19 protein-coding genes and 1 riboswitch are annotated in these 23,034 nt (G+C 62.5%); of the genes, 13 read left to right on the forward strand and 6 right to left on the reverse strand.

The window, feature by feature from the left end:
* Positions 1 to 50 precede the first annotated feature (50 nt).
* Positions 51 to 2,132, reverse strand: a complete 2,082-nt coding sequence (gene sucB, locus ACUY2Y_RS06500; RefSeq protein ID WP_448325309.1) for a 2-oxoglutarate dehydrogenase, E2 component, dihydrolipoamide succinyltransferase — start codon at positions 2,130 to 2,132, stop codon at positions 51 to 53.
* 127 nt (positions 2,133 to 2,259) lie between these two features.
* Here sucB and ACUY2Y_RS06505 point away from each other — a divergent pair, with 127 nt between their 5' ends.
* On the forward strand, positions 2,260 to 2,643 hold the full coding sequence (locus ACUY2Y_RS06505) for an oxidoreductase (protein ID WP_210571571.1): 384 nt from the start codon (positions 2,260 to 2,262) through the stop codon (positions 2,641 to 2,643).
* A 41-nt stretch (positions 2,644 to 2,684) separates the two neighbouring features.
* On the opposite strand, the gene ACUY2Y_RS06510 is transcribed toward ACUY2Y_RS06505, so the two are convergent.
* The gene (locus tag ACUY2Y_RS06510; protein WP_448325310.1) at positions 2,685 to 4,196 is read right to left on the reverse strand and encodes a leucyl aminopeptidase; all 1,512 of its coding nucleotides are present in this window, start codon (positions 4,194 to 4,196) and stop codon (positions 2,685 to 2,687) included.
* Positions 4,197 to 4,314: 118 nt separating this feature from the next.
* Between ACUY2Y_RS06510 and ACUY2Y_RS06515 the strand changes: the two genes are divergently transcribed.
* Positions 4,315 to 5,427, forward strand: coding sequence for a branched-chain amino acid aminotransferase (locus ACUY2Y_RS06515; RefSeq protein ID WP_448325311.1), 1,113 nt, complete (start codon positions 4,315 to 4,317; stop codon positions 5,425 to 5,427).
* Positions 5,428 to 5,448: 21 nt separating this feature from the next.
* Here the strand turns inward: ACUY2Y_RS06515 and ACUY2Y_RS06520 are convergent, their stop codons facing one another.
* Positions 5,449 to 6,468, reverse strand: a complete 1,020-nt coding sequence (locus tag ACUY2Y_RS06520) for a nicotinate-nucleotide--dimethylbenzimidazole phosphoribosyltransferase (protein WP_448325312.1) — start codon at positions 6,466 to 6,468, stop codon at positions 5,449 to 5,451.
* A 36-nt stretch (positions 6,469 to 6,504) separates the two neighbouring features.
* Complete coding sequence (locus tag ACUY2Y_RS06525; RefSeq protein WP_448325313.1) at positions 6,505 to 7,326, reverse strand: DUF3043 domain-containing protein; 822 nt, start codon at positions 7,324 to 7,326, stop codon at positions 6,505 to 6,507.
* A gap of 214 nt (positions 7,327 to 7,540) precedes the next feature.
* On the opposite strand from ACUY2Y_RS06525, the gene ACUY2Y_RS06530 reads away from it, so the two are divergent.
* Positions 7,541 to 7,885, forward strand: coding sequence for a HesB/IscA family protein (locus tag ACUY2Y_RS06530; RefSeq protein ID WP_259900463.1), 345 nt, complete (start codon positions 7,541 to 7,543; stop codon positions 7,883 to 7,885).
* 326 nt (positions 7,886 to 8,211) lie between these two features.
* Here ACUY2Y_RS06530 and ACUY2Y_RS06535 read toward each other — a convergent pair whose 3' ends face one another.
* Together ACUY2Y_RS06535 and asnB are read right to left on the reverse strand one after the other, a co-directional pair.
* Positions 8,212 to 9,204 (reverse strand): S41 family peptidase, encoded by a 993-nt coding sequence (locus tag ACUY2Y_RS06535; protein ID WP_448325314.1) that lies wholly within the window; start codon positions 9,202 to 9,204, stop codon positions 8,212 to 8,214.
* A 216-nt stretch (positions 9,205 to 9,420) separates the two neighbouring features.
* Positions 9,421 to 11,343 (reverse strand): asparagine synthase (glutamine-hydrolyzing), encoded by a 1,923-nt coding sequence (gene asnB, locus ACUY2Y_RS06540; RefSeq protein WP_448325315.1) that lies wholly within the window; start codon positions 11,341 to 11,343, stop codon positions 9,421 to 9,423.
* 481 nt (positions 11,344 to 11,824) lie between these two features.
* Between asnB and ctaC the strand changes: the two genes are divergently transcribed.
* The 10 genes from ctaC to ACUY2Y_RS06590 all read left to right on the forward strand — a co-directional run bounded on the left by ctaC (position 11,825) and on the right by ACUY2Y_RS06590 (position 23,028).
* The gene (gene ctaC, locus ACUY2Y_RS06545) at positions 11,825 to 12,910 is read left to right on the forward strand and encodes an aa3-type cytochrome oxidase subunit II (RefSeq protein ID WP_448325316.1); all 1,086 of its coding nucleotides are present in this window, start codon (positions 11,825 to 11,827) and stop codon (positions 12,908 to 12,910) included.
* Between the two features lie 19 nt (positions 12,911 to 12,929).
* Positions 12,930 to 13,361 carry an aa3-type cytochrome oxidase subunit IV gene (gene ctaF / locus ACUY2Y_RS06550; protein WP_448325317.1) on the forward strand — a complete coding sequence of 144 codons (432 nt, stop codon included), beginning with the start codon at positions 12,930 to 12,932 and terminating at the stop codon, positions 13,359 to 13,361.
* 447 nt (positions 13,362 to 13,808) lie between these two features.
* Positions 13,809 to 14,429, forward strand: a complete 621-nt coding sequence (gene ctaE, locus ACUY2Y_RS06555; protein WP_448325318.1) for an aa3-type cytochrome oxidase subunit III — start codon at positions 13,809 to 13,811, stop codon at positions 14,427 to 14,429.
* Positions 14,430 to 14,481: 52 nt separating this feature from the next.
* Entirely contained in the window at positions 14,482 to 15,330 is an 849-nt protein-coding gene (gene qcrC / locus ACUY2Y_RS06560; RefSeq protein ID WP_448325319.1) for a cytochrome bc1 complex diheme cytochrome c subunit, read from the forward strand.
* Positions 15,327 to 16,550: a cytochrome bc1 complex Rieske iron-sulfur subunit gene (gene qcrA / locus ACUY2Y_RS06565; protein WP_210571586.1), complete on the forward strand. Its 1,224-nt coding sequence runs from the start codon at positions 15,327 to 15,329 to the stop codon at positions 16,548 to 16,550. The genes qcrC and qcrA overlap by 4 nt, the downstream gene beginning before the upstream one ends.
* Positions 16,550 to 18,187, forward strand: coding sequence for a cytochrome bc1 complex cytochrome b subunit (gene qcrB, locus ACUY2Y_RS06570; protein WP_448325320.1), 1,638 nt, complete (start codon positions 16,550 to 16,552; stop codon positions 18,185 to 18,187). The genes qcrA and qcrB overlap by 1 nt, the downstream gene beginning before the upstream one ends.
* Positions 18,188 to 18,563: 376 nt before the next feature.
* Positions 18,564 to 18,744: riboswitch (cyclic di-AMP (ydaO/yuaA leader) on the forward strand.
* Between the two features lie 11 nt (positions 18,745 to 18,755).
* On the forward strand, positions 18,756 to 19,517 hold the full coding sequence (locus ACUY2Y_RS06575) for a C40 family peptidase (protein ID WP_210571588.1): 762 nt from the start codon (positions 18,756 to 18,758) through the stop codon (positions 19,515 to 19,517).
* A gap of 256 nt (positions 19,518 to 19,773) precedes the next feature.
* A complete protein-coding gene (locus ACUY2Y_RS06580; RefSeq protein WP_448325402.1) occupies positions 19,774 to 20,823 on the forward strand; it encodes an NlpC/P60 family protein in 1,050 nt (349 codons plus the stop codon).
* A gap of 37 nt (positions 20,824 to 20,860) precedes the next feature.
* Positions 20,861 to 22,033 (forward strand): glycosyltransferase family 4 protein, encoded by a 1,173-nt coding sequence (locus ACUY2Y_RS06585; protein ID WP_448325321.1) that lies wholly within the window; start codon positions 20,861 to 20,863, stop codon positions 22,031 to 22,033.
* A 32-nt stretch (positions 22,034 to 22,065) separates the two neighbouring features.
* Positions 22,066 to 23,028, forward strand: a complete 963-nt coding sequence (locus ACUY2Y_RS06590; RefSeq protein WP_448325322.1) for an ROK family protein — start codon at positions 22,066 to 22,068, stop codon at positions 23,026 to 23,028.
* The last annotated feature ends 6 nt before the right edge of the window (positions 23,029 to 23,034 follow it).

Below are 23,034 nucleotides of genomic sequence, written 5' to 3' on the forward strand. Positions count from 1 at the left end.
CCGTCGTGGTCAGTGCCGGGCCGTTCGAAGAACCCAGGTTCAGTGTGGACTTAGAGGTCCATGTCGTCCTCGAAGTCGCCTGCCTCGACGCGGTCCTTGATCGTGGTGATGAAGCGACCTGCGTCAGCACCGTCGACGATCTGGTGATCGTAGGTGAACGGCAGGTAGCACATCTGGCGGATCGCGATGGAGTCGATGCCGTCCTCGGTGACGATGACCGGACGCTTCACGATCGCGCCGGTGCCCAGGATGCCGGACTGCGGCGGGGTGAGGATCGGGGTGTCCATCAGCGCGCCAGCGGAACCGATGTTGGTGACCGTGAAGGTCGCGCCGGACAGGTCGTCCGGGCGCAGCTTCTTGTCACGTGCGCGCGCAGCCAGGTCACCGATGCCCTGAGCGATCTCAGCCAGGGACATGTTCTGGGTCTGCTTCAGAACCGGCACCAGGAGGCCCATCGGGGTGTCAACGGCAATGCCGATGTTGACGTCCTCGTGGTAGGTGATCTCCTTCGTCTCCTTGTCGTAGGAGGCGTTGACGTTCGGGTGGGAGACCAGAGCCTCAGCCGCAGCCTTGACGAAGAAGGCGAGGAACGTGATGTTCGCGCCGTGCTTCTCGACGAATGCCGGCTTGACCTTCTTGCGCAGGTCGGCGATGCGGGTGACATCGACTTCCTGGACGTGGGTGAGCTGTGCGGAGATCTGCAGGGACTCGACCATCTTCGCAGCGGTGATCTCGCGAATGCGGTTGACCTTCTGCGTGGTGCCGATGAGCTCCTGCTTGGCCGGGTCGACGGCCTTGGTGGACCAGCGTGCACGCGGGCCGGAAGCCTTCGGTGCGGACTCTGCAGCAGCCTTGGTGTCCGTGGCCTCGGATGCGCCCTTAGCGGAACCGCCCTCGGCAGCGGCGAGGACATCCTGCTTGCGGATGCGGCCGCCGACGCCGGTGCCCTCGACGGAGTTCAGGTCGACGCCGTGCTTCTCAGCGAGCTTGCGGACCAGCGGGGTGACGTACGGAACCTTGCCGCCGTTGTTGACCTTCGCGGAGGTGGTGGCAGAAGCGGACTTCTCAGCCTTCTTCTCCTGCTTCGGCTCAGCCTTCTTTTCTTCCTTCGGCTCTTCCTTCTTCGGAGCCGGCTTCTCCTCTTCCTCGTCCTCAGCGTCGTCAGAGGAATCGTCAGCAGCAGCCTCGGCATCGCCGATGCGTGCGATCGCGGCGCCGACCTCGATGGTGTCGTCCTCGTCGGCGAGGATCTCCAGCAGGGTGCCTGCGACCGGGGACGGAATCTCGGTGTCAACCTTGTCGGTGGAGACCTCGAGCAGCGGCTCGTCGACCTCAACGAGGTCACCGACCTCCTTCAACCAAGTGGTGATGGTGCCCTCGGTGACGGACTCGCCGAGCTCCGGCATAGCGACCTCAGTGGACTCGCCGGAACCCTTCTTGTCGGAGGAGGACTTCGGTGCAGACTTCTTCGGAGCGTCTGCCGGAGCCGCGGCCTCTTCCTCTTCTGCCTCGTCAGCGGAATCGTCGGAGCCGGAAGCAACTGCGTCAGCGTCGCCGACGCGGGCGATGACCTCGCCGACCTCGACGGTGTCGTCTTCCTGCGCCAGGATCTCAACGAGCGTGCCTGCGACCGGGGACGGGATCTCGGTGTCGACCTTGTCGGTGGAGACCTCGAGCAGCGGCTCGTCGACCTCGACTTCGTCGCCGACTTCCTTCAGCCAGGTGGTGATGGTGCCCTCGGTGACGGACTCGCCGAGCTCCGGCATCTCGACGTCAGTAGCGGAACCGGAACCGCCGGACTTCTTCGCCGGTGCGGACTCGGTCTTCTTCTCGTCCTCGGCCTTATCCTCGGAAGCAGCAGCGTCGTCGTCGGAATCGTCGGAGGGCTTCTCGCCTTCGTCGCCGACAACGGCGATGACCTCGCCGACCTCGACGGTGTCGTCTTCCTCAGCCTTGATCTCCAGCAGAACGCCGGCGACCGGGGACGGGATCTCGGTGTCGACCTTGTCGGTGGAGACCTCGAGCAAAGGTTCGTCGACCTCGACGGTGTCGCCGACTTCCTTCAGCCACGTGGTGATGGTGCCTTCGGTGACCGATTCGCCCAGCTCGGGCATCTCTACAGAGTGAGCCATGTTGATGGAGTCTCCTCAAAAAATTGCAGACGTTGATACGCCACCAGCGTACCTGCTTAGCCAGTATGGTGCGTGCGCAGATCTCTGCTTTGGGGTGTGTTCTATATCGCCTTATATGATGTGGTGCGTGTTCAATATCTTCGGTTCCCGCAAAAAGAACTCGCCGATCAAACCGCCTCGCGGCCCCGGCGAGACCGTGCGGCCGGAAGACATCAGGTACCTCGAGCAGTGGACCGCACAGCACGCCTTCGTTGAAGGGTTTGTTGAACCGGAAACGCTGGTCAACGAGATGTCGGTCGTGCTTGTCGCGGAAAACGGGGAATTCACCCGTCGCCGGATCGGCGGACCGAAGGGCATCGACGTGGTCGCGAAACAACTGGGCATCGCGCTTTACGACGTCGAGGAGACCGGTTACCCCGACCGCATGCGCAAGCGGATGGAGCAGGAGCGCATCCTGCGCAAGCGTGCCGAACAAAAAGAACGCCGCGCCCGGTTCGAGCGCGGCGAGTAGAACATTCCCCTAACTGGGGATTCATCGGAAGAAGAGCTGGGTTAGGCGAGGCCGCGAATGGTCTCCACCAGCGTCCGCACCGGCACGCCTGTGGCGCGGCCGGGGGTGAAACCGTGGGGCGCGCCCGTATTCCAAGCGGGGCTCGCCACATCCACGTGGGCCCATTCAATGTCGTCGCCGATGAAGCGAGACAGATAGGTAGCTGCGAATTCCATCCCGCCGAAACGGTCGCTGTTGGCGTTCTTCACGTCGGCGACCTTGGAGGAAATCTCGTCCTCGTGCTCCTCCAGCAGCGGCATTGCCCAGCCAGGTTCGTCGATGTCGCGGCCGTTCTCTGCGATACGGTCGCGCAGATTGTCGCTGCCCATCACGCCGAAGGTCCGCTTGCCCAGGGCGACCATCTGCGCGCCGGTGAGCGTGGAGGTCTCGATCAGGTGGGTGGGGGAGTCCTCGCAGGCGCGTGCAATCGCATCAGCGAGCACGAGTCGGCCTTCCGCGTCTGTGTTGATGATCTCACTCGTGATACCCCCGTAATGGGTGATCACATCGCCTGGTCGCTGTGCAGAACCGGACGGCATGTTCTCCGCGAGCGGCATCCAGGCCTCTACTCGCACCGGAGTATTCAGCGCAGCAATGGCGCACGCAGTAGCGAGCACGGCTGCGGAACCGCCCATGTCCATCACCATCTGCTCCATACCGTTTGACGGCTTGATGGAAATGCCGCCGGAATCAAAGGTGATGCCCTTGCCCACCAGCGCGACCGATGTCTCGGCGGAGGCGTTCTCCGGAGCCCACGTCAGGTGGACCAAGCGCGGCGCGTGCTCGGAGCCCTGGCCGACAGCAGTGATGCCGCCGAACCCCTGCTCACGCAATTGCGCGTTGTCGAGAATCTCGACAGCCAAGCCGGCATCGGTGGCGACCTTCTTGGCGTGAGCGGCGTAGACCTCCGGGTAGAGCAGATTCGACGGGGTATTCACCAGATCGCGTGCCAGAGCAACGGCATGGCCGATCGTCGCAGCAGTCTCGAATTCCTCGCGCTCGTCTTCGCGGCCGAGCACCGTGATAGCCAAGGATGTGTCCTTGGTCTTCTCGGCTTCAGTGTTTGCGCTGTTCTCGCTGTTTTCGCTGTCGCGAGTCTTCAACCCGGAGTAGCTGTAGCCGCCGAGCAACAGGCCCTCGACGATCGCGCCGACACCGAATTCACCCGAGACGACCGCGCGGTCAATGCCTTTCAAAGAGCGGGCAGCAACGCCCATCGCGCGGCGGACGGAGGTCGCGGAGGTGTCCTCGCCGAGTCCGACCGAGATATAGAGGACACCGTCGAGAACCACCTTGGTGATCTCGCCGTGGGCGCCCGTCGCCCCCACAGCTTCCAGTGCTTCCAGCAGGCCATCGCGGGTCAATGCCGACACCGGCAGCTCCAGTGCGTCGCCCTGGGCGATGGGGATGAGGCGCGCCGCGCCGTCGATAAGCGTGCTGTCTGTCGTCGCGGCGAAGTCGACGTCGGGCAGCGTGCCGTGGGAGGGAAGAACACCGGTGGTATGAGGAAGCATTGAACGCATACTCCTTCTAAAGACAATCAGTACGTGCGATTCTCGCGGCCGATCCTACGCCAGTACCGTGCTCGGAAACTGGCTGCGGCTGCTGACAGCCAGCGTATGCTTGGGAGGCATGACGAACTTGGAATTCACCGTGCGAGAAAACGAGAATCCTGCGAGCGACGAGCAGCGCGCGGAGATTCTCAAAGATCCGAAATTTGGCCAGGAATTCACCGACCACATGGTCGCGATTGACTGGACCGAGGACGAGGGCTGGCACAATGCCCGCGTGCAGCCGTACGCGCCGCTTGAATTCGAGCCAGCGGCCATGGTCTTCCACTATGGCCAGGCGATCTTCGAAGGCCTGAAGGCGTACCGTCAGCCGGACGGATCCATCGCCACCTTCCGCCCGGAGCAGAATGCACACCGCATGCAGAACTCCGCGCAGCGCATGGCCATGCCGGAGCTTCCCGACGAGTACTTCCTCGAGTCCCTGCGCCAGCTCGTCAAAATCGATGAGGCATGGGTGCCGGAGGCTGGCGGCGAGGCTGCGCTGTACCTGCGCCCGTTCATGATCTCTACCGAGGTCAGCCTCGGTGTGAAACCGGCGAACTCCTACACCTTCTACGTCATCGCCTCCCCGGCGGGTGCGTACTTCGACGGCGGTATCAAGCCGGTCAAGGTGTGGATCTCCGAGGACTATGTCCGCGCCGCGCCGGGCGGTACCGGTGCTGCGAAATTCGCCGGCAACTACGCTGCGTCGCTGCTCGCACAGGCTCAAGCTAAGGAGCAGGGCTGCGACCAGGTCGTGTGGCTGGATGCGATTGAGCGCACCTACATCGAGGAGATGGGCGGCATGAACCTGATGTTCGTCTACGGTTCGAGCGACGACGGCGTCAAGGTGGTCACGCCGGAACTGTCCGGCTCCTTGCTGCCGGGCATCACGCGTGACTCGCTGCTGCAGGTCGCCGAAGACCTCGGCTATGACACGGAAGAGGTCCGCATCTCCGTCGATGACTGGATGACCGACGTTGCCAACGGCAAGCTGACCGAGACCTTAGCGTGCGGCACCGCTGCCGTGATCACCCCGGTCGGCCACGTTGTCGGCAACGGGATCGACTTCACCGTCAACGACAATGAGGCTGGCGATGTCACGATGAAGATGCGTGAGCGCCTGACCAAGATTCAGCGCGGCGAGCACGAGGACACTCACGGCTGGTTGCACACGCTCGTGCCCGCGAAGTAGGGGTGCGCTGTTACAGCTCAGCTATTGCTCGGCGCCGTTCTGGGAACGCATCTCGTCGGCGACGAGCTCCGCAGCCGCGGTGACGAGCGGTAAGACAGCGGCACCGCCGGCACCCTGACCGGTGGTCATGTCGAGTGCCGCCACCGGGGTCAGGTCCAGGGCCTTCAGACACACAGTGTGGCAGGGCTCTGGGCTGAGCTGGCCGGCGAGCAGCCACTCTTTCACACCGGGAGCGAGCCGCTCGGCGGTGTAGGCGGCGGCTGCGGGAAACGCGCCGTCGATAAGCACTGGCGTACGTCGTGCCGCGCATTGCGCGATGAACGCGACCTCCGCGACGAAATCCGGTGATGAAATGCGGCGGAGGACCTCCGCGACATCGTCATTGATCTCGCGTGCGCGGAACATCGCGTCGCGCACGGCGGTGACCTTGATCTTCCAGGTCTCGTCATTGATGCCGCTGCCGCGGCCGACCGCGACGACGGGCTCGGTGAAGGTGAGCGTGCCGATGACTGCCGCGGCAACCGTCGTGTTGCCCACCCCGATGTCCCCGATCACGGCGAGATCGCACCCGGAATCGATCGCCGTGTCAGCGATGGTCCTGCCGAGCTCTGCGGCGCGAACGAACTCGTCGTCGCTCATCGCATCCTCGATATCGATTGCGCCGGACGCTTCGCGGATGAGCGAACCGGTTTCGGCGAGGCTCACGCGGACGAGTTCCACCGGGGCGTCGGCGATGCGCGCCAACGTGTTCACCGGAGCTGCTCCCGCGTCAATCTCGTCGGCTTGCAGAACCGATGCCTCCGGCGTGTATGCGGATACCCCGCGGGAGGCGATGCCGTGGTCGCCGGCGAATACGACGATCTTCGGCGATTGAACAGGCCGCGGGGGAGCTTCTCCCTGGCGTCCTGCTAACCACGCGCCGATCCCCGCGAGCCTGCCGAACGACACACCGCGCGGATTCTCCGTCATCGCGGTGCGCACCCGAGCCTCAGCGGAACTGTCCGGCATGGGGACTGGGTTGAAGTCCAGCGAAACGCTCATGATGACGTGGCCTGCTTTCTGCGCTATTCCCTGGCGCTACGCCTTGGAACCGATTGCGACCTGCGGCTTTGGGGTGCGCCAACCGCGCGGCTGGGAGGCGCGCGAGTAGGCGTACATGCCCAGGCCGAAGCCCGTCTCGTCCGTCTCCGGGAATTTCTCGCGCACAGCGCGGTTCGCACGGCGGCCGATCAGCACGGCCTCGACGAAGATCGCCACGATGAAGATCATGGACACCAGCGACAGAATCTCCGCGACGCGCGGCAAGAAAGTGCCCAGAAGCATGATGGCGAGCAGCACGACCATCGTGGTCAGCATGTAGTTGGCCAAGAAGCGGCGGGAATCCACCCAGTCGCGCACGTAGCGGCGGACGTCGCCCTGGTCGCGCTCCATCAAGTACTGCTCGTCGCCTGCGTCCATGCGAGCCTGAATTTCCTTGTTGCGCTCACGGCGCTCGGCGCGTTCCTGCTTCTTGTAGTCCTTCCACTCCTCCTTGGACATGGAGGCCTTCAGCTCCTTGCGCTTCTGCGCCTGCTGCGGTTTGGACATGGCGTTCGGGTCGCGCACGACACCGCGCTTGACTTCCTGGTCGTGCCGCTTCGGCGTCGGGCGCCCCTTCGGTGGGGTGTAGCCCTTCGGCAGTGGCTTGCCGTCTTTGCCCAGCGGGCGGTCGCTCTTGTCGCCTTGCTTTGTGTCTTGGGCGCCTGTGGAGGCGGAGTTTTTCTTCGCCGAGTTCTTCTTCGCGGAAGAGGCCTTCTTGGTGTCCTTGGCGTTGTCGCCGAGGTCGAGCTTGGTGGAGCCGCTGTCGGCGGCTGCGCCTTTTGCCGCGCGGGCATCGGATTTCTGCCAGGGAAGTTTCACGCACTCTAGGCTACAAAACCGCCGTGGGCTGGTGGGAATACGGGTGCGCAGCGTGGTGTTGAACAAATATACAAGCGCGGTATCACGCTCAGGTTTCGTTATTGTCTCGTTTTTTGAGCAGTGACCAGCGCAAGTTAGGGTGTACTAGCATCCAGGTGCCGGCCGGGAGTAGGCTCGGGAACCTGAAACGATTCGTAGGCAAGGAGAAACGTTCATGACTGCACCGACTTCCGCAACCGGCGTCAAGCTCACTGAGGCAGCGGCCGCCAAGGCGAAGGCGCTGCTGGATCAGGAAGGCCGCAACGACCTGTCCCTGCGCATCGCCGTTCAGCCGGGTGGCTGCGCTGGGCTGCGCTACCAGCTCTACTTCGATGACCGTGACCTCGAAGGCGACAAGTCCGATGTCATCGGCGGCGTCCGCCTCGTGGTGGACAAGATGAGCGTCCCGTACCTGATGGGCGCGGAGATCGACTTTGCTGACACCATCGAGCAGCAGGGCTTCACCATCGACAACCCGAATGCCGGCGGCTCCTGCGCCTGCGGCGACTCCTTCAACTAAGAGTCAGCTGGTCCGCCCCAAGCGGGTGGTGAAAACGCGTCCTTTACGGGGCGTGTTTCTTTTTGCGCTGCTGTACTGGCGGGGCGCTGTGAGATGTCAGTCCGGCATTGGTGCGGTGCCGAGAGTGCAATGGGGCAACGGGGGAAGTGCGCGCGGAACGGGGAATCGTGCGCTGAAGGAGGTTTGCCTTTTGTGGTTTGCCTTTTAGGCCACCAGAGCGGCAAAAGCCCAGGTGAATTTTTGGAAATAACCGCAAAAGGCAAACCACAAAAGGCAAACCTGCTCCCGCTGCTCCGGCAATGCGTCGGGAGCGGGTCACGGTGCAGTTACTGGCAGCCGTGGTCGTCGCGCAGCCATTTCTGGGCTTCGGCAAGCGCCGCGTCTCCTGATTCGGTTTTCGTGTCGGGCTCGAGCGGGTCTTCGGCGTAGGTCCGGCCCTCCCGATCGCGGTCCTTCGCGATAGTGAGCATCAGTTCGCTGCCGTCGGGGAAGTCATAGACAGTGTTCGCCGAGGCGAAGCCGGCTGTCGGGGTGCCGAAGCTGCGGGAGTTGTCTAGTCCGCGGAATGCCAGCATGGTCGCCTCGCCGGAAGATGCGGTTTCCTCGTCCACCAGGACCGCGGTCGGGACGTCCCATTTGCCGCCGTGGGTGGACAGGGGAGTGCCGCCGCCGGACACGGAATTGCCGTCTACGGTCACCGGCGACGTCCGGCCGGAATACTCGAATTCCATCGCCGTGCCGTCAGGGATGAGCGGGGACAGGCCGGCCAGCATCGGCCCCATATCGCCGCCGTCGTTGCCGCGCAGGTCCACGATCGCGCCACATGCGCCGCCATCGCGCGCCTGGGTCAGCCCGTCCGCGAGCGTGTCGGCGTAGCTTTGCACGTCAGCGTGGCGGGAGACACCCGGGACGGTGGCGACAGCGATGCCTCCGTTCACGTCGACAGCAGGCCCCGCACCGGCGGCGCTACCCGCGGCGTCGGAATCGGCGACGCGCTGCTTGGCTTCTTCCGGGGAGAACAGGCGGGAGTGTTTGCCACCAGCAGCATGAATGGCGTCGTCAAGCGCTGCGCGCACCTCGTCGACCGAATCCGCGTCCTTGGCCACCTCCTTCGCGTGCTCGCTGGCTGCCGCGAATTCCTCTGAATCGCTGTAAATGCCCTGTTCGGCGAGCTGCAGCACGGTGGAGGTGTAGCGTTTGGGCGAATCCGTGCCGAGGAAGCGTGCCTTGCCGGTCGTCATCGCGCTGACTGCGGGGCCGTAGAAATACGTGGCGATTGCAGCGACGAGCATGGCCGCGAGAAAGAGCACCCCGATCACGGTCAGGATTCTGCGTCCGGTCTTCTTTGGCTTTGGTTGAGTCGTGACTGACTGTGGCGTCGTGGCTGGCTGTGTTGTTGTCATGGTGTTCATTGAACAGCCGGGCGCAGGTAGAGTCAGTAGCTCTGTTTATGCAATCGAGGTAGAGACAGCACTACCCCGCGTGCAGGCACGGTGGATGTGCCGCGAGGCGGGGTAGTAGGGCCGAGGGGAGCGTTAGAGCTGCACCGGGTAGTCGCGCTGTTCGATGCCCGGGTCGATGCGGTGCTCGACGAAGATGCCGTGCCAGATCATGAATGCGAGCACGGTCCACAGGCGGCGGGAGTGGTCGGAGACACCGTCGCGGTGCTCCTTGAGCATCTCCAGCACCTCGGGCTTGTTGAAGATGTCGTCGGTCTGTGACTCGTTGATGGTCTGCTGCGCCCAGCCGTAGAGCTCATCGCCGGCGAGCCAGTGGCGCATCGGCACCGGGAAGCCGAGCTTCTTGCGGTGCAGCACGTGCGGCGGAACGATCTGCTCCATGGCCTTGCGCAGGGCGTACTTGGTGGTGCCATTCGCGATCTTCAGGTCGTGCGGGATGGTCTCGGCGACGGAGAAGACTTCCTTGTCCAAGAACGGCACGCGCAGCTCGAGGGAGTGCGCCATATTGATCTTGTCTGCCTTGACCAGAATGTCGCCGCGCATCCACGTGAACAGGTCGAGGTGCTGCATGCGCGCGACCGGATCCATGTCTTTCGAGCGGGCGTAGATCGGTGCGGTGACCTCGCGGTGGTCCCATTCCGGCTTCGCCCACGGCAGCACGCGACGCAGCTGGTCGTAATTGAAGGAGCGGGCGTTGCCGTAGTAGCGGGTCTCCATCGGGGTGGTGCCGCGCTCGAGCAGCGACTTGCCGCGCATTCCCTCAGGCAGAACCTGGCTGAGCTTGTTCAGACCCTTCAGCAGAGGATCGGGCATTTTCTCGAAAGGAGCGAGGGAGAGCGGTTCCTTATAAATGGTGTAGCCGCCGAATAATTCGTCGGCACCCTCACCGGAGAGCACGACCTTGACGTGCTTGCGCGCCTCCTGCGCGACGAAGAACAGCGGAACGAGCGACGGGTCCGCAACAGGGTCGTCGAGGTACCACATGATTTTCGGGATTGCGTCGGCGTATTCCTCAGGGGAGACGACCTTCACGATGTGCTCGACACCGATCGCTTCCGCGGATTCGGCGGCGACGTCGACCTCGGAGTAGCCCTCGCGCTCGAATCCGGTGGTGAAGGTGAGCAGGTCCGGGTTGTGGCGCTTCGCCAGCGTCGCGATCGCAGTGGAGTCAATTCCGCCGGAGAGGAAGGAGCCGACGGTCACATCAGCACGCATATGCTTTGCGACGGAATCCTCCAGTGCCCCGGCAATCTTCGTGAACAGTTCGTGCTCTTTGCCCTTGGTCACTGGGGCGACATTGAACTGCGGGTTGAAGTAGCGCTTCGCGTCGACGTTGCCACCCGGGGTGAGCGTGGCAGTGCAGCCGGACTCGAGACGGCGGATAGAGGAGTGCAGCGACTCCGGTTCCGGGACGTACTGGAGGTCGACGTAGTGCTCGATAGCGCGGCGGTCAAGGCTCAAATCCAGACCGAGTTCCTCTGCCATCTCCATGATGGCCTTCTTCTCCGAAGAGAAGACTGTGCCGGCGTCGGTGGTGGCGTAGTACAGCGGCTTGATGCCGAATTGGTCGCGGGCCACGAACATCGTGCGTGTTTCGGTGTCCCAGATGACAAAGGCGAACATGCCGCGCAGGTGCTTGACCACGTCCTCGCCCCAGTGGTGGTAGCCCACCACGATGGTCTCCGAGTCGCCTTCGGTGTTGAAGGTCAGGCCGGCGGCGGTGAGTTCCTCGCGCAGCTCGACGTAGTTGTAGATCTCGCCGTTGAATGTCAGGGCGTAACGCTCCGGGTTCTCTGCCGGGCCCCAGCGCAACGGCTGGTGGGAGTGCTCGAGATCGATAATGGCGAGGCGGTTGAAGCCGAAGACGGCGTCCTCGTCGTGCCAGGTGCCCGCAGCGTCCGGGCCGCGGTGGTAGAAGCAGGGGAGAGCTCGCTCGGCGGAATCTACGAAACGGGAAGCGTCAGACGAGCTGGTCAGCATGGCGAGAAGACCGCACATGGGAATGGCTCCTTAGTTGGTCATTTAAGGAAAGTGAGTTCAGCTCTACCCACAATAGAAGCCGCATCCGGCACGACTGGAATTAGCGCGCGCCCGCGTGGCGCGCCGCCTTGCTGTGAGGCGCTCTAGTTGTGCTGTCAGCCAACCTTTAGCCCGTCCCCAATAGGGGTGCAACTTCCGGTTGATATTTCTGGCGATTTGTGTGACGGCGGGCACATTGCCAAGTCGGCTCAGATGTCCGGCACTGAAGACGTGGCCGGTTACCAGCGGGTAAACGGATCGGTGTGGTCGCCGGTCGCAGCAGTTGATTGGGCTGGCTGAACATGCGGACCGCGGCGGGTTAGGTCCGGGGCGCGGATAATCTATTCTGACTTGGTAGGAATATTCTGCTCTGCTCGCCCCATGCTGGCTGTCAGCCGGGGGAGAGGATTGAAGGGTATTCACAGCTTTTTCGTTTGTGTGGACAGGAAGGCAGACACACGTGGATACGGCAAAGAACCGTGGCCTGGCCAAGAAGCTCGGAGTCGCAGGGCTGCTCGCCCTGAGCGGCTTCGGTCTCGCCGGCTGTGAGGCTGAACCGCCGAGCGCATTGTCGAACTTGCTCGACATGGGCTGGCCGGACCCCGTCACCCCTGAAGGTGCAAGCATGTACAACTTCTGGGTTTGGGTCTGGCTCGCTGCATGGATCATCGGCATCATCATGTGGGGCATCTTCCTCTACGCGATCTTCGCGTGGGGTGGTAAGCGCCGCGAGAAGAAGGGTGCCGGGGAATTCCCGAAGCAGCTGCAGTACAACGTTCCGCTGGAGCTGGGACTGACCATCGTCCCGATCATCATTGTGATGGTGCTGTTCTTCTTCACCATTCAGGCGCAGACCAAGGTCGTCGCTCTGGATAAGAATCCGGAAGTCACCGTTGATGTCACCGGTTTCCAGTGGAACTGGAAGTTCGGTTACGCCCACGTCGGTCCGGAGCTTTCGCCGACTGGTTCCGACTATGACGGTACTGACGCTGAGCGTCAGAAGATCGCCGACGAGTCCCAGAAGGATGCGGAGGACGTTCACAACGCGAACCCGATCCACGGCAACTCGATGTCGGACAAGTCCTACCTGAACTTCAACAAGATTGAGACTGTCGGCACGACCGAGGAAGTTCCGGTGCTGGTTCTTCCGACTAACACTCCGATCGAGTTCCGTCTGGCATCCGGCGACGTGTCCCACGCGTTCTGGGTTCCGGAGTTCCTGTTCAAGCGCGACGTCTACTCCCACCCGGAGAAGAATCAGCAGGAGCGTAGGTTCCAGATCGAGCAGATCAATGAGGAAGGCGCATTCGTCGGCCGCTGTGCCGAGATGTGCGGTACCTACCACGCAATGATGAACTTCGAGATCCGCGCGGTCTCCCCGGAGAAGTTCCGCGACTACATGCGCTTCCGCGAGGAGAACCCCGATGCGGCTAACTCCGAGGCCCTCGCATCCATCGGCGAAGAGCCGTTCGCAACGTCCACCCGTCCGTTCAACTCCGACCGAACCGGTACCCGCGGCGGCGACAACGCCGTGCAGAACGTCTAAGAGAGGCTAGGGAAAAGCAATGGGAGCTGGAGCAAAAGTCTTCTACGCCAACGGCGTCTTCCTGACGATCATGGCGGTTATCTACGCATTCGCCACCAACTACGTCGGCGATGATGCATACCTCTACGGCTACGAATGGGCCGGCGGTGTCGCACTGATTCTGGCAGCTGCCTTCTCGTTCATGCTCGGCGGTTACCTCAACTTCACCGAGAGCCGTACCGATGTTCTTCCGGAGGACTGGGAAGAGGCTGAGGTCGAGGACAGCGCAGGCGTCCTGGGCTTTTTCTCCCCGGGCTCCATCTGGCCGCTCGCTATGACCGGCGGCATCTGCCTCATGGCCTTCGGCATTGCCTTCTGGCAGCTGTGGCTGCTCGCCGTTGGTGCGGTCATCCTTATCTGGGCGACCACCAAGCTGAACCTGCAGTACGGCATTCCGCGCGAGAAGCACTAAACGCCTTCGACGCTTCACGCGCCCATCCCCGCACCGTTGATCTCGACGGTGCGGGGATTTTTTCATGCGTGCTTTTCGCACGTGAGCGGTGGGGGAGCATGGCCTTGACGCGGGGGGGTCATACGAAAGTTTGGGGCATCCGGCGTTTTGGCAGGGCGTATGTGTGAATCCAGTCACACCCGGGAACTAAAAACTTTTCGGATATTTTTCGAAAGACAGTTGCGGGATTTATGCGGATTTCAGTCCAGCGAAGTGTGCTCGCAAGCGTTAGCCGGTGACCTGCACCGATGAACGTCGTAAAGCGTGCCGAAATAGTTCCCGCAACTTTTATGTGGACCGACACGCGCAGGAAACGAAAAGAAAACGGCAGGTCCGCGTCGTGCTCACATGAAAAATTCGGGGGTGAACAAGGTGACTTTATGGTTCAAAAAGGCGATACTGATACGCGTGACGACTGCAACAACGAACCCAGGTATGGCGACAGCGCCCGATCGTCTTCCCGTGCTGAACCGACCCAACATGGTCAGCGTGGGCACGATCGTGTTCCTCGCCCAAGAATTGATGTTCTTCGCCGGCTTGTTCGCGATGTACTTCACCTCGCGTGCAAACGGCATGTCCACCGGCGATTGGTCGAACCAGACGGACCACCTCAACGTGGTCTTCGGCACGATCATCACCGTCGTCCTGGTGACCTCCTCGGTCACGTCTCAGTTCGGCGTCTTTGCCGCTGAGAAGGGCGATGTCTTCGGTCTGCGCAAGTGGTTCACCGTGACCATCGTGCTCGGCGTGGTCTTCTTGGGCCTCGTCGCATTTGAGTGGACCGAGATGGTCATGGCGGGAATCACCCCGCAGTCCAGTGTTTACGGCTCGGTGTTCTACATCATCACCGGCTTCCACATGGCTCACGTGACCGCGGGCATCCTCGCGTTCGTCGTGGTGATCCTCCGTGTGGCCAAGTCGAAGTTCACCCCGGCGCAGGCAACTGCCGCCATGGTGACCTCCTACTACTGGCACTTCGTCGACGTCGTGTGGATCGGCGTGTTCGTTACTCTCTACCTGGTTCAGTAGCGCGGCCTTTCGGACGTAAGCACTAACCACCGATTTCGCTTAAGGGAACAACATGGATAACACCCCAAAGAAGGCGCGGAACCGCCGCAAGATGCGCCGCTCCGCGGCTGGCGCACTGGCGCTCGGCATCGGTCTCTCGGGTGCCGGCCTGCTGGCTACGGCCCTGACTCCGGATGCGCAGGTTGCCACCGCCCAACGCGATGACCAAGCGCTGATCCAGGAAGGCAAAGACCTCTACGAGCAGGCCTGCATCACCTGCCACGGCGCGAACCTGCAGGGCGTGAAGGACCGTGGTCCTTCTCTGATCGGTACCGGCGAGGGCGCCGTGTACTTCCAGGTCAACTCCGGCCGTATGCCGATGATGTCCAACGACGCGCAGGCTGAGCGCAAGAAGCCGCGCTACTCCGAGGCACAGACGCTGGCTATGGCCGCATATGTTGCAGCAAATGGCGGCGGCCCGGAGCTCGTGTACAACGAGGACGGCTCCATCGCTATGGAAGAGCTGCGCGGTAAGAACTTCGATGGCGACATTCAGGCCGCTGACGTTGCACGCGGTTCCGAGCTGTTCCGCCTCAACTGCGCGTCCTGCCACAACTTCACGGGCCGCGGTGGCGCCCTGTCCTCCGGTAAGTACGCGCCGTACCTGGATCCCGCGAACGAGCAGGAGATCTACCAGGCGATGCTGACCGGTCCGCAGAACATGCCGAAGTTCTCCGACCGTCAGCTGACGTCGGATGAGAAGCGCGACATCATCGCCTTCATCAAGTCGTCGAAGGAGACCCCGAGCCCGGCTGGTTGGGCACTGGGCGGTATCGGCCCGGTGGCTGAGGGTCTGGCTATGTGGATCATTGGCGTCACCCTCATCGGTGCAGCCGCAATGTGGATTGGATCGCGCTCATGAGCAATGAACTAAAGAAGAACTACACCAGCGAAGAGCTGGACAAGATGAGCAACGCGGAGCTCGCTGCACTGGGCACCGAGCTTGACGACGTCACGGTGGCGTACCGCAAGGAGCGCTTCCCGATCGAGAACGATCCGGCAGAAAAGCGTGCCGCAGCTGGCATCAATATCTGGCTGGGTCTGTCCATCATCGCGGGTCTCGCTTTCTTGGGTGTCTATCTGTTCTGGCCGTGGGAGGCTCGCTTCCATGGTCAGGAAGGCCTGGGGATGTACAGCCTGTACACCCCGCTGCTGGGTCTGACCTCGGGTCTGTCACTCGTTTCCCTCGGCGTGGCAATCGTCCAGTACGTGAAGAAGTTCGTGCCGGAGGAGATCGCGGTTCAGCGTCGCCACGACGGACGTTCTTCCGAGCTGGACCGCCGCACCACGACGGCACTTCTGAACGATGCGTGGCAGACCTCCACCCTTGGTCGTCGCAACGTCATGAAGGGCCTGCTCGGCGGTGCTGGTCTGATGGCTGGTCTGGTCATCATCGCCCCGCTCGGTGGCATCATCAAGAATCCGTGGCGCGTTCGTCACCAGATGAACTACAACGGCGACGGCACGCTGTGGACCCAGGGTTGGTCACTGGCCCGCGAAGGCAAGAAGCTCTACCTGGGTCGCGACACCGCCGCGATCGCCGAGTTGCACGACACCGAGGCCGGTAAGCACTACAGCACCGCAGGCGTGTCCCGTCTGGTGCGTATGCGCCCGGAGGACCTCGACGCCGCTTCGATGGAGACGGTCTTCCCGCTCCTGGAAGAGGATGTCAACGACGGCGATAAGTACGACGCCGAGCGCGACGTGTACGAGAATCACATGCACTCGATTCACGGTCCGCGCAATGCTGTCATGCTGATCCGCCTGCGTTCCTCCGATGCCGCCAAGGTCATCGAGCGCGAGGGCCAGGAGGACTTCCACTACGGCGACTTCTACGCCTACTCGAAGATCTGCACCCACATCGGTTGCCCGACCTCTCTGTACGAGGCACAGACCAACCGCATCCTGTGCCCGTGCCACCAGTCGCAGTTCGACGCTTTGGAGCACGGCAAGCCGGTCTTCGGCCCGGCGGCCCGCGCTCTGCCGCAGCTGCCTATTGAAATCGACGAAGACGGTTACCTCATCGCCCGCGGGGACTTCATTGAGCCCGTCGGCCCGGCATTCTGGGAGCGTAAGTCATAATGAGCACGAAACTGGAACAAGCCGCGGACAATATTGACTCGCGGTACACGATCGCGGGCATTCTCCGCCCGCAGCTGAACAAGGTCTTCCCGACCCACTGGTCGTTCATGCTGGGTGAGATGGCGCTGTACAGCTTCATCATCCTCCTGCTGACCGGTGTCTACCTGGCCCTGTTCTTCGACCCGTCCATCACCAAGGTCATCTACGACGGCGGCTACCTGCCGCTCAACGGTGTAGAAATGTCGCGCGCATACGCGACGGCACTGGACATTTCCTTCGAGGTCCGCGGCGGTCTGTTCGTCCGTCAGATGCACCACTGGGCCGCCCTGATGTTCATGATGGCGATGTTCGCCCACATGATGCGCATCTTCTTCACCGGCGCGTTCCGTCGCCCGCGTGAGGCGAACTGGATCATCGGTGTCACCCTGATCCTGCTGGGCATGGCTGAGGGTTTCATGGGCTACTCCCTGCCGGACGACCTGCTCTCCGGTGTCGGTCTGCGAATCATGTCCGCCATCATCGTTGGTCTGCCGATCATCGGTACCTGGCTCCACTGGGCAATGTTCGGCGGCGACTTCCCGTCGGATCTCATGCTGGACCGTTTCTATATCCTTCACGTGCTGATCCTGCCGGGCATCATCCTCGCGCTCATTGCAGCGCACTTGCTGCTCGTCTGGTTCCAGAAGCACACCCAGTTCCCGGGCCCGGGTCGCTCCGAGAACAATGTCGTGGGCATCCGCATTATGCCGGTCTTCGCCGTGAAGGCCATGGGCTTCGGCATGCTGGTCTTCGGTGTTCTCGCTTTGATGGCTGGTGTCACCACCATTAACGCCATCTGGAATATCGGCCCGTACAACCCGTCGCAGGTCTCCGCTGGTTCCCAGCCGGATATCTACATGCTCTGGACTGACGGTGCCGCCCGTGTCATGCCGGCGTGGGAGCTCTACCTGGGCAACTACACCATTCCGGGCGTGTTCTGGGTCGCACTGCTGGCAGGCCTGATGGTCGTCCTGCTGCTGACCTACCCGTTCATCGAGAAGAAGGTCACCGGCGATGATGCTCACCACAACCTGCTGCAGCGTCCGCGCGACGTTCCGGTGCGCACCGGCATCGGTGTCATGGGCCTGGTCTTCTTCCTGCTCCTGACGCTGTCCGGCGGTAACGACTTGTTCGCGTACCACTTCCAGATTTCCCTGAATGCGATGACCTGGGTCGGCCGTATCGGCTTGATCGTCCTGCCGCCGCTGGCGTACTTCATCACCTACCGCATTTGCGTTGGTCTGCAGCGCAGCGACCGCGAGGTGCTGGAGCACGGTATCGAGACCGGTATCATCCAGAAGCTGCCGAACGGCGCCTTCGTCGGTGTGCATCAGCCGTTGGGCCCGGTCGACGCCGACGGCCACCAGCTGCCGCTGGAGTACGCCGGTGCACGTGTGCCGAAGCAGCTCAACGAGCTCGGCTATGCCGATTCGGAGACCTCCGGCATATTCTCCCCGGATGATCCGTCGATCACCGCGAAGCGCAACGAGATCAAGCGTGCTAACCACCACGAGGAGGTGGAGACCCTCCGCGCCCTCGAGGCCGAGAAGGATGCCTCCGACCGTGATGCTGGCGCTATTGAGCGCAAGCGCAAGTAGAATCTAGGCGCTACAGCGCTTAAAACCCCCTTCCGTTTGAGTCCGGTTCAGTCCGGATCAGGGAAGGGGGTTTTCTTCGTATTTATAGCGTTTTTGTAACGGTGTGACGAGCGTCACACTAAATTTTTTGACGGTATGGGGTCTCTCGGACAGAGGCTACGCAGCGCGTTCACAGATAAGAACTGTGCAGGTCAGGCAGTATATTTGCCGTCCGGGAAAAGTTTCTCCCGGGAATCTAGATGTCGAGAAATCGCCTTCACCGAAGGCACCGATGAAAATTACGAATTGATAACGGGCGCGTCGCTAGACAATGTCCGTGTCCATTTCGTAACCTATCTGAGACCTTGCGGCCACAGAGGCGCAAGCGATAAGACATCTGAACATTAAGCCGAATTTCACTCCGCCCCCCATGGCGGGGATGGAAGCCGGGGAACCGAAAACGTTTCCTGGGGTGAACGGGAAGCAAGGAGCGCGCACCGAGTGCGCCGGAGCGTCCCAAAGGTGATTTCCTGCACCGAACCCGTCAGCTAACCCGGTAGGCGACACTGGAAGATATTGGAGATTGTCCATGGCTAAGCACCGCCGCCAGAACACGACTGCAAAGCGCAGCATCGCTACCGCCTCCGCGATCGTCGCGGGCGCAACCCTTTTTGTACCGGCCACCGCTAACGCGGCTCAGGTCACCGTCCCGAACTCTGGCATCGCTACTGAGGTTCCGGGCATCGAGAACGTTCCGGGCATCGCTAACGTCCCGGGTATTGATCAGTGGATCCCGTCCCTCGCCGGCAAGGCTGACAAGGGTGCGGATGTCCGCGCAGCGATCGACGCTGTGAAGAACGTTCCGGGCGTCAACAACGTCCCGGGCTTCAGTGCATGGATCGCAGGCGTCGAGGCTAAGTACGCCCCGGCCAAGGCTCAGACCGAGTACCGTGCGGCCGCTGCTAAGCCTGCTCCGAAGCCGGCACCGGCTCCGAAGCCGAAGCAGTCCCAGGGCGAGCGCATCGTGTCCATCGCGAAGTCCAAGATCGGCTCCCCGTACGTCTACGGCGCAGCTGGCCCGAACGCTTTCGACTGCTCCGGCTTCACCTCCTGGGTTCACGCTCAGGCTGGCAAGCAGATCCCGCGTACCTCCGGCGCTCAGGCTGCCGCTGGCCGTAAGGTCGCTATCTCCGACCTGCAGCCGGGCGATGTCGTCGTGTACTACAGCGGCGCTTCCCACGTTGCTATCTACGCTGGCAACGGCCAGATCATTGACGCGCTGAACTCCGGCACCCCGGTCGGCTACCGTCCGCTGAACTACATGCCGATCCACTCGGCAGTCCGCTTCTAAGGCGTAACGCTTTTAAGAGCGATCAACCGGCCGCGGCACCCCGCAGCAACCACGGGGTGTACGCGGCCGGTTTTTGTCTCGTTTTTCACTTCGATCACACCTGTTTCAGTGGCGGAACTTGTCCGTTCTGGGCGTTTGACCTGCGACTGTTTGCAGATTAGTTTTGTTACAAGTTTGTAATCTTTTCACCTGTTGCTGCGGCCCCGACAGTGTGCGTGGGGGACGTCTGCGTTTTTTGAAAGAAGAGGTTCCCGTGATGGGTGCGCACCGCGCTTCTTCCCGTGTGAGTGTTCGTGGCTTCAATGGCGCCGCGAAGGCGTTCGCCGCCGCCGGTCTCGCGTCGGCGATCGCAGCTGGCGGCATTGCTACGCCTGCCCAGGCCGATGAGGTCGACGACCTGATCAAGCAGATGAGCGAGATCTCGGATGAGGCCACCTCGAAGGCTGAGGAAGTCAAGGCGATCGAAGACGATATCGCCAAGGGCGAGCGCGAGGTGAAGTCGCTGAAGAAGGTGGCGGACGATGCGCGGCGTGATGCCCGCAAGGCCGCTGACGCTCAGGACGGTGCGCAGGGCGAGGTGGATAACCGTGCGCGCGTCCAGTACCGCAACCTGTCGAATGACGCGAATGTGAATGCGTTGGAGTCGGCGAATCCGCAGGAAGCTATTGACCGGGCAGCGTACCTCGGCTCCCTGTCCCGTTCTGCGCAGCGCACGCTCGACGAGTCGCAGAGGCTCAACCAGCGGGCTGCCCAGCGCGCGACCGATGCGAATATCGCGGTGGCAGTGGCGAATTACCGCCAATCCGAGCTTGAGGGCAAACGCAAGAAACTAGAGCGCGAGCGCCGCGACCTCGACGACAAGGTCAAGGATGTGGAGAAGCGCGTGGACGCCTTCACACCGGAGCAGCGTTCCCGTTGGGAGGCGAAGAACGGGCCGGTCAGCCTCAATGTGCCGCCGTCCGCGTCCGCGAACGGTGTTGTCGGCTCGGCGCTGTCCAAGATCGGTTCGCCGTACGGCTGGGGCGCTGCGGGCCCGGGCCAGTTCGATTGTTCGGGCCTGATGTACTGGGCGTACCAGCAGAACGGCAAGTCCATTCCGCGTACCTCCAGCGCACAGCTCGCCGGTGGCACTCCGGTGTCTATGTCCGAGCTGCAGCCCGGCGACATCATCGGCTACTACCCGGGGGTTACTCACGTGGGCATGTACGTGGGCAATGGCCAGGTGGTCCACGCTGCGGACTATGGCATTCCGGTTCAGGTCGTGCCTTTGAATTCCATGCCCGTCCAGGGCGCCGTGCGCTACTAGTCGCGCAACGCGTCGAATCGCCCCCTTATTGGGCAGCATGGCAACGCTTCTCGTCACGAATGATTTCCCGCCCACAGTCGGCGGGATTCAGTCGTATCTGCGGGATTTCACGAACGAATTCGTGCGCCTGCGTGGGCCGGAGTCGCTCGTCGTCTTTGCCTCCACGCAAGATGCGCATGAAGCATCGCTTTACGACGCTACGTTGCCGTACACCGTCCACCGCCTGCCCGCGAACATGATGCTGCCGACTCCGGCGACGGTGCGCCGTATGCAAGAGCTGATTGAACAGCACGGCATCACCACGGTCTGGTTCGGCGCGGCTGCGCCATTGGCTGTGATGGCTCCAGCTGCGCGAAGAGCTGGTGCACGCACAATCGTGGCGACGACGCACGGACACGAAGTGGGATGGTCGATGTTGCCGGGAGCGCGTCAGGTGCTCCGTCTGATCGGCAATGCGGCGGATACGGTCACGTATATCTCGGAGTACACGCTCCGTCGTTTCCGCCCCGCATTCGGTGGACATCCCGCATTCGTGCCGCTGCCTTCTGGTGTAGACACGGACTTCTTCTGTCCCGCAACGAGCGAGCAGCGGGCTGCTGCGCGCGACCGCTACGGATTCGGCTCTGCCCCCTTGGTCGTGGTGGCTTCCCGGCTGGTGCCGCGCAAGGGGCAGGACCGGTTGATCGAGTGCTGGCCGGCTGTGCGCGATGCAGTGCCGGGGGCGACGCTCGCCGTCGTCGGCGAAGGTCGGTACGAGCCGCGCTTGAAGAAGCTTGCGCGACGCCACGGTGTCGAGGACGCCGTGCGCTTTTTGGGCCGCCTGCCGCGGGAGGACATGCGGGATATCGTCGCGTCGGCTGATGTGATGGCTATGCCTGCGCGCACACGCGGCGGTGGGCTGGATGTTGAGGGGCTGGGCATTGTCTACCTCGAAGCCCAAGCGTGCGGAGTGCCCGTCATCGCAGGACAATCCGGCGGTGCACCGGAAACCGTCACCGCCGAAACTGGCATGGTCGTCGACGGCACCGATAACACCGCGATCGCAGCAGCGGTCATCGAATTATTGAGCAACCCGCAGCAACGTGCCGCAATGGGTGCAGCCGGCCGGAAGTTCGTGGGGGAGAGGTTCTCGTGGCCGGTGCTGGTCGAACGCCTCGCGGACGTACTCGAGGATCGTTCGGATCGTGGTGGGGCAACCGGTGGGATATAGACCGCGCCGCCGCGAGGCTAGAATGTTGACCCATGCGTACACAAGACAGTGCCGCCCCGCTCACCATCGGTTTCGATATCGGCGGCACGAATACGCGCGCGGGCGTCGTGGATGCCTCGGGCAGTATTCTCACCACGGTGTCCACGCGCACCCCAGAGGACGAGGACGGCCTGGTCCACGCCATCGTTGAGCTGGTGGAGCAACTGCGCCGGGAGTATTCCGTGGGCGCCGTCGGTGTTGCGGTGGCAGGGTTTTTGGACCCGGAGTGCGAGGTCGTCCGCTTCGCGCCTCACCTGCCATGGAAAGACAATGAGCCAGTCCGCGACATTCTCCAGGAGGAACTCGAACTGCCCGTGCGATTAGAGCACGACGCGAACTCGGCTGCTTGGGGCGAATACCGCTTCGGTGCGGCGAAGGATGCTGATACGTGGGTGCTTTTCGCCGTGGGTACCGGAATCGGTGCCACGCTCATGCACCACGGGGAGATCTACCGCGGCTCGTTCGGCACTGCACCGGAATTCGGTCACCTCACCGTCATGCCGGGTGGACGGGCATGCTCCTGCGGCAAACGTGGCTGCCTCGAGCGCTATGCCTCCGGCACCGCGCTGGTGGACACCGCCGTGGAGATCGCAGAACGGGGCGGGTTCGACGGTTGTGGGCTGTACCGCCGCGTCGTCGATAAGCGTGCGTCCGGTAACGATGTCGTCGCTGCGGCGCGTTCCGGCGATGCGCTCGCGCTGGCGACGATGGATCACTTCGCGGGGTGGCTCGGGCAGGGCCTGTCGATCGTGTGCGATGTCCTCGATCCTGAGCTCATTGTGCTCGGCGGGGGAGTGAGCCTAGATGCTGACATGTTCCTGGATACCGCGCGAACCAAAATGGAAGCTGGCGTGGTCGGTTCCGGGTTCCGTCCCAATCCGCGTCTGGAAACAGCTGAGCTCGGCGCGCAGGCAGGTATGATTGGCGTTGCTGATTTGGCCCGAGACGTGCTGTAAGAGGAA

The sequence above is a fragment of the Corynebacterium sp. 20-84 genome (assembly GCF_053479455.1).

Coding starts and splice junctions, on each gene's coding strand:
- ACUY2Y_RS06585 (WP_448325321.1), top strand. CDS start 20,861: ATGGCAACGCTTCTCGTCACGAATGATTTCCCGCCCACAGTCGGCGGG.
- ACUY2Y_RS06575 (WP_210571588.1), top strand. CDS start 18,756: ATGGCTAAGCACCGCCGCCAGAACACGACTGCAAAGCGCAGCATCGCT.
- ctaF (WP_448325317.1), top strand. CDS start 12,930: ATGGGAGCTGGAGCAAAAGTCTTCTACGCCAACGGCGTCTTCCTGACG.
- sucB (WP_448325309.1), bottom strand. CDS start 2,132: ATGGCTCACTCTGTAGAGATGCCCGAGCTGGGCGAATCGGTCACCGAA.
- qcrC (WP_448325319.1), top strand. CDS start 14,482: ATGGATAACACCCCAAAGAAGGCGCGGAACCGCCGCAAGATGCGCCGC.
- qcrB (WP_448325320.1), top strand. CDS start 16,550: ATGAGCACGAAACTGGAACAAGCCGCGGACAATATTGACTCGCGGTAC.
- asnB (WP_448325315.1), bottom strand. CDS start 11,343: ATGTGCGGTCTTCTCGCCATGCTGACCAGCTCGTCTGACGCTTCCCGT.
- ACUY2Y_RS06520 (WP_448325312.1), bottom strand. CDS start 6,468: ATGAGCGTTTCGCTGGACTTCAACCCAGTCCCCATGCCGGACAGTTCC.
- ACUY2Y_RS06580 (WP_448325402.1), top strand. CDS start 19,774: ATGGGTGCGCACCGCGCTTCTTCCCGTGTGAGTGTTCGTGGCTTCAAT.
- ACUY2Y_RS06590 (WP_448325322.1), top strand. CDS start 22,066: ATGCGTACACAAGACAGTGCCGCCCCGCTCACCATCGGTTTCGATATC.
- ACUY2Y_RS06515 (WP_448325311.1), top strand. CDS start 4,315: ATGACGAACTTGGAATTCACCGTGCGAGAAAACGAGAATCCTGCGAGC.
- ACUY2Y_RS06510 (WP_448325310.1), bottom strand. CDS start 4,196: ATGCTTCCTCATACCACCGGTGTTCTTCCCTCCCACGGCACGCTGCCC.
- ACUY2Y_RS06530 (WP_259900463.1), top strand. CDS start 7,541: ATGACTGCACCGACTTCCGCAACCGGCGTCAAGCTCACTGAGGCAGCG.
- qcrA (WP_210571586.1), top strand. CDS start 15,327: ATGAGCAATGAACTAAAGAAGAACTACACCAGCGAAGAGCTGGACAAG.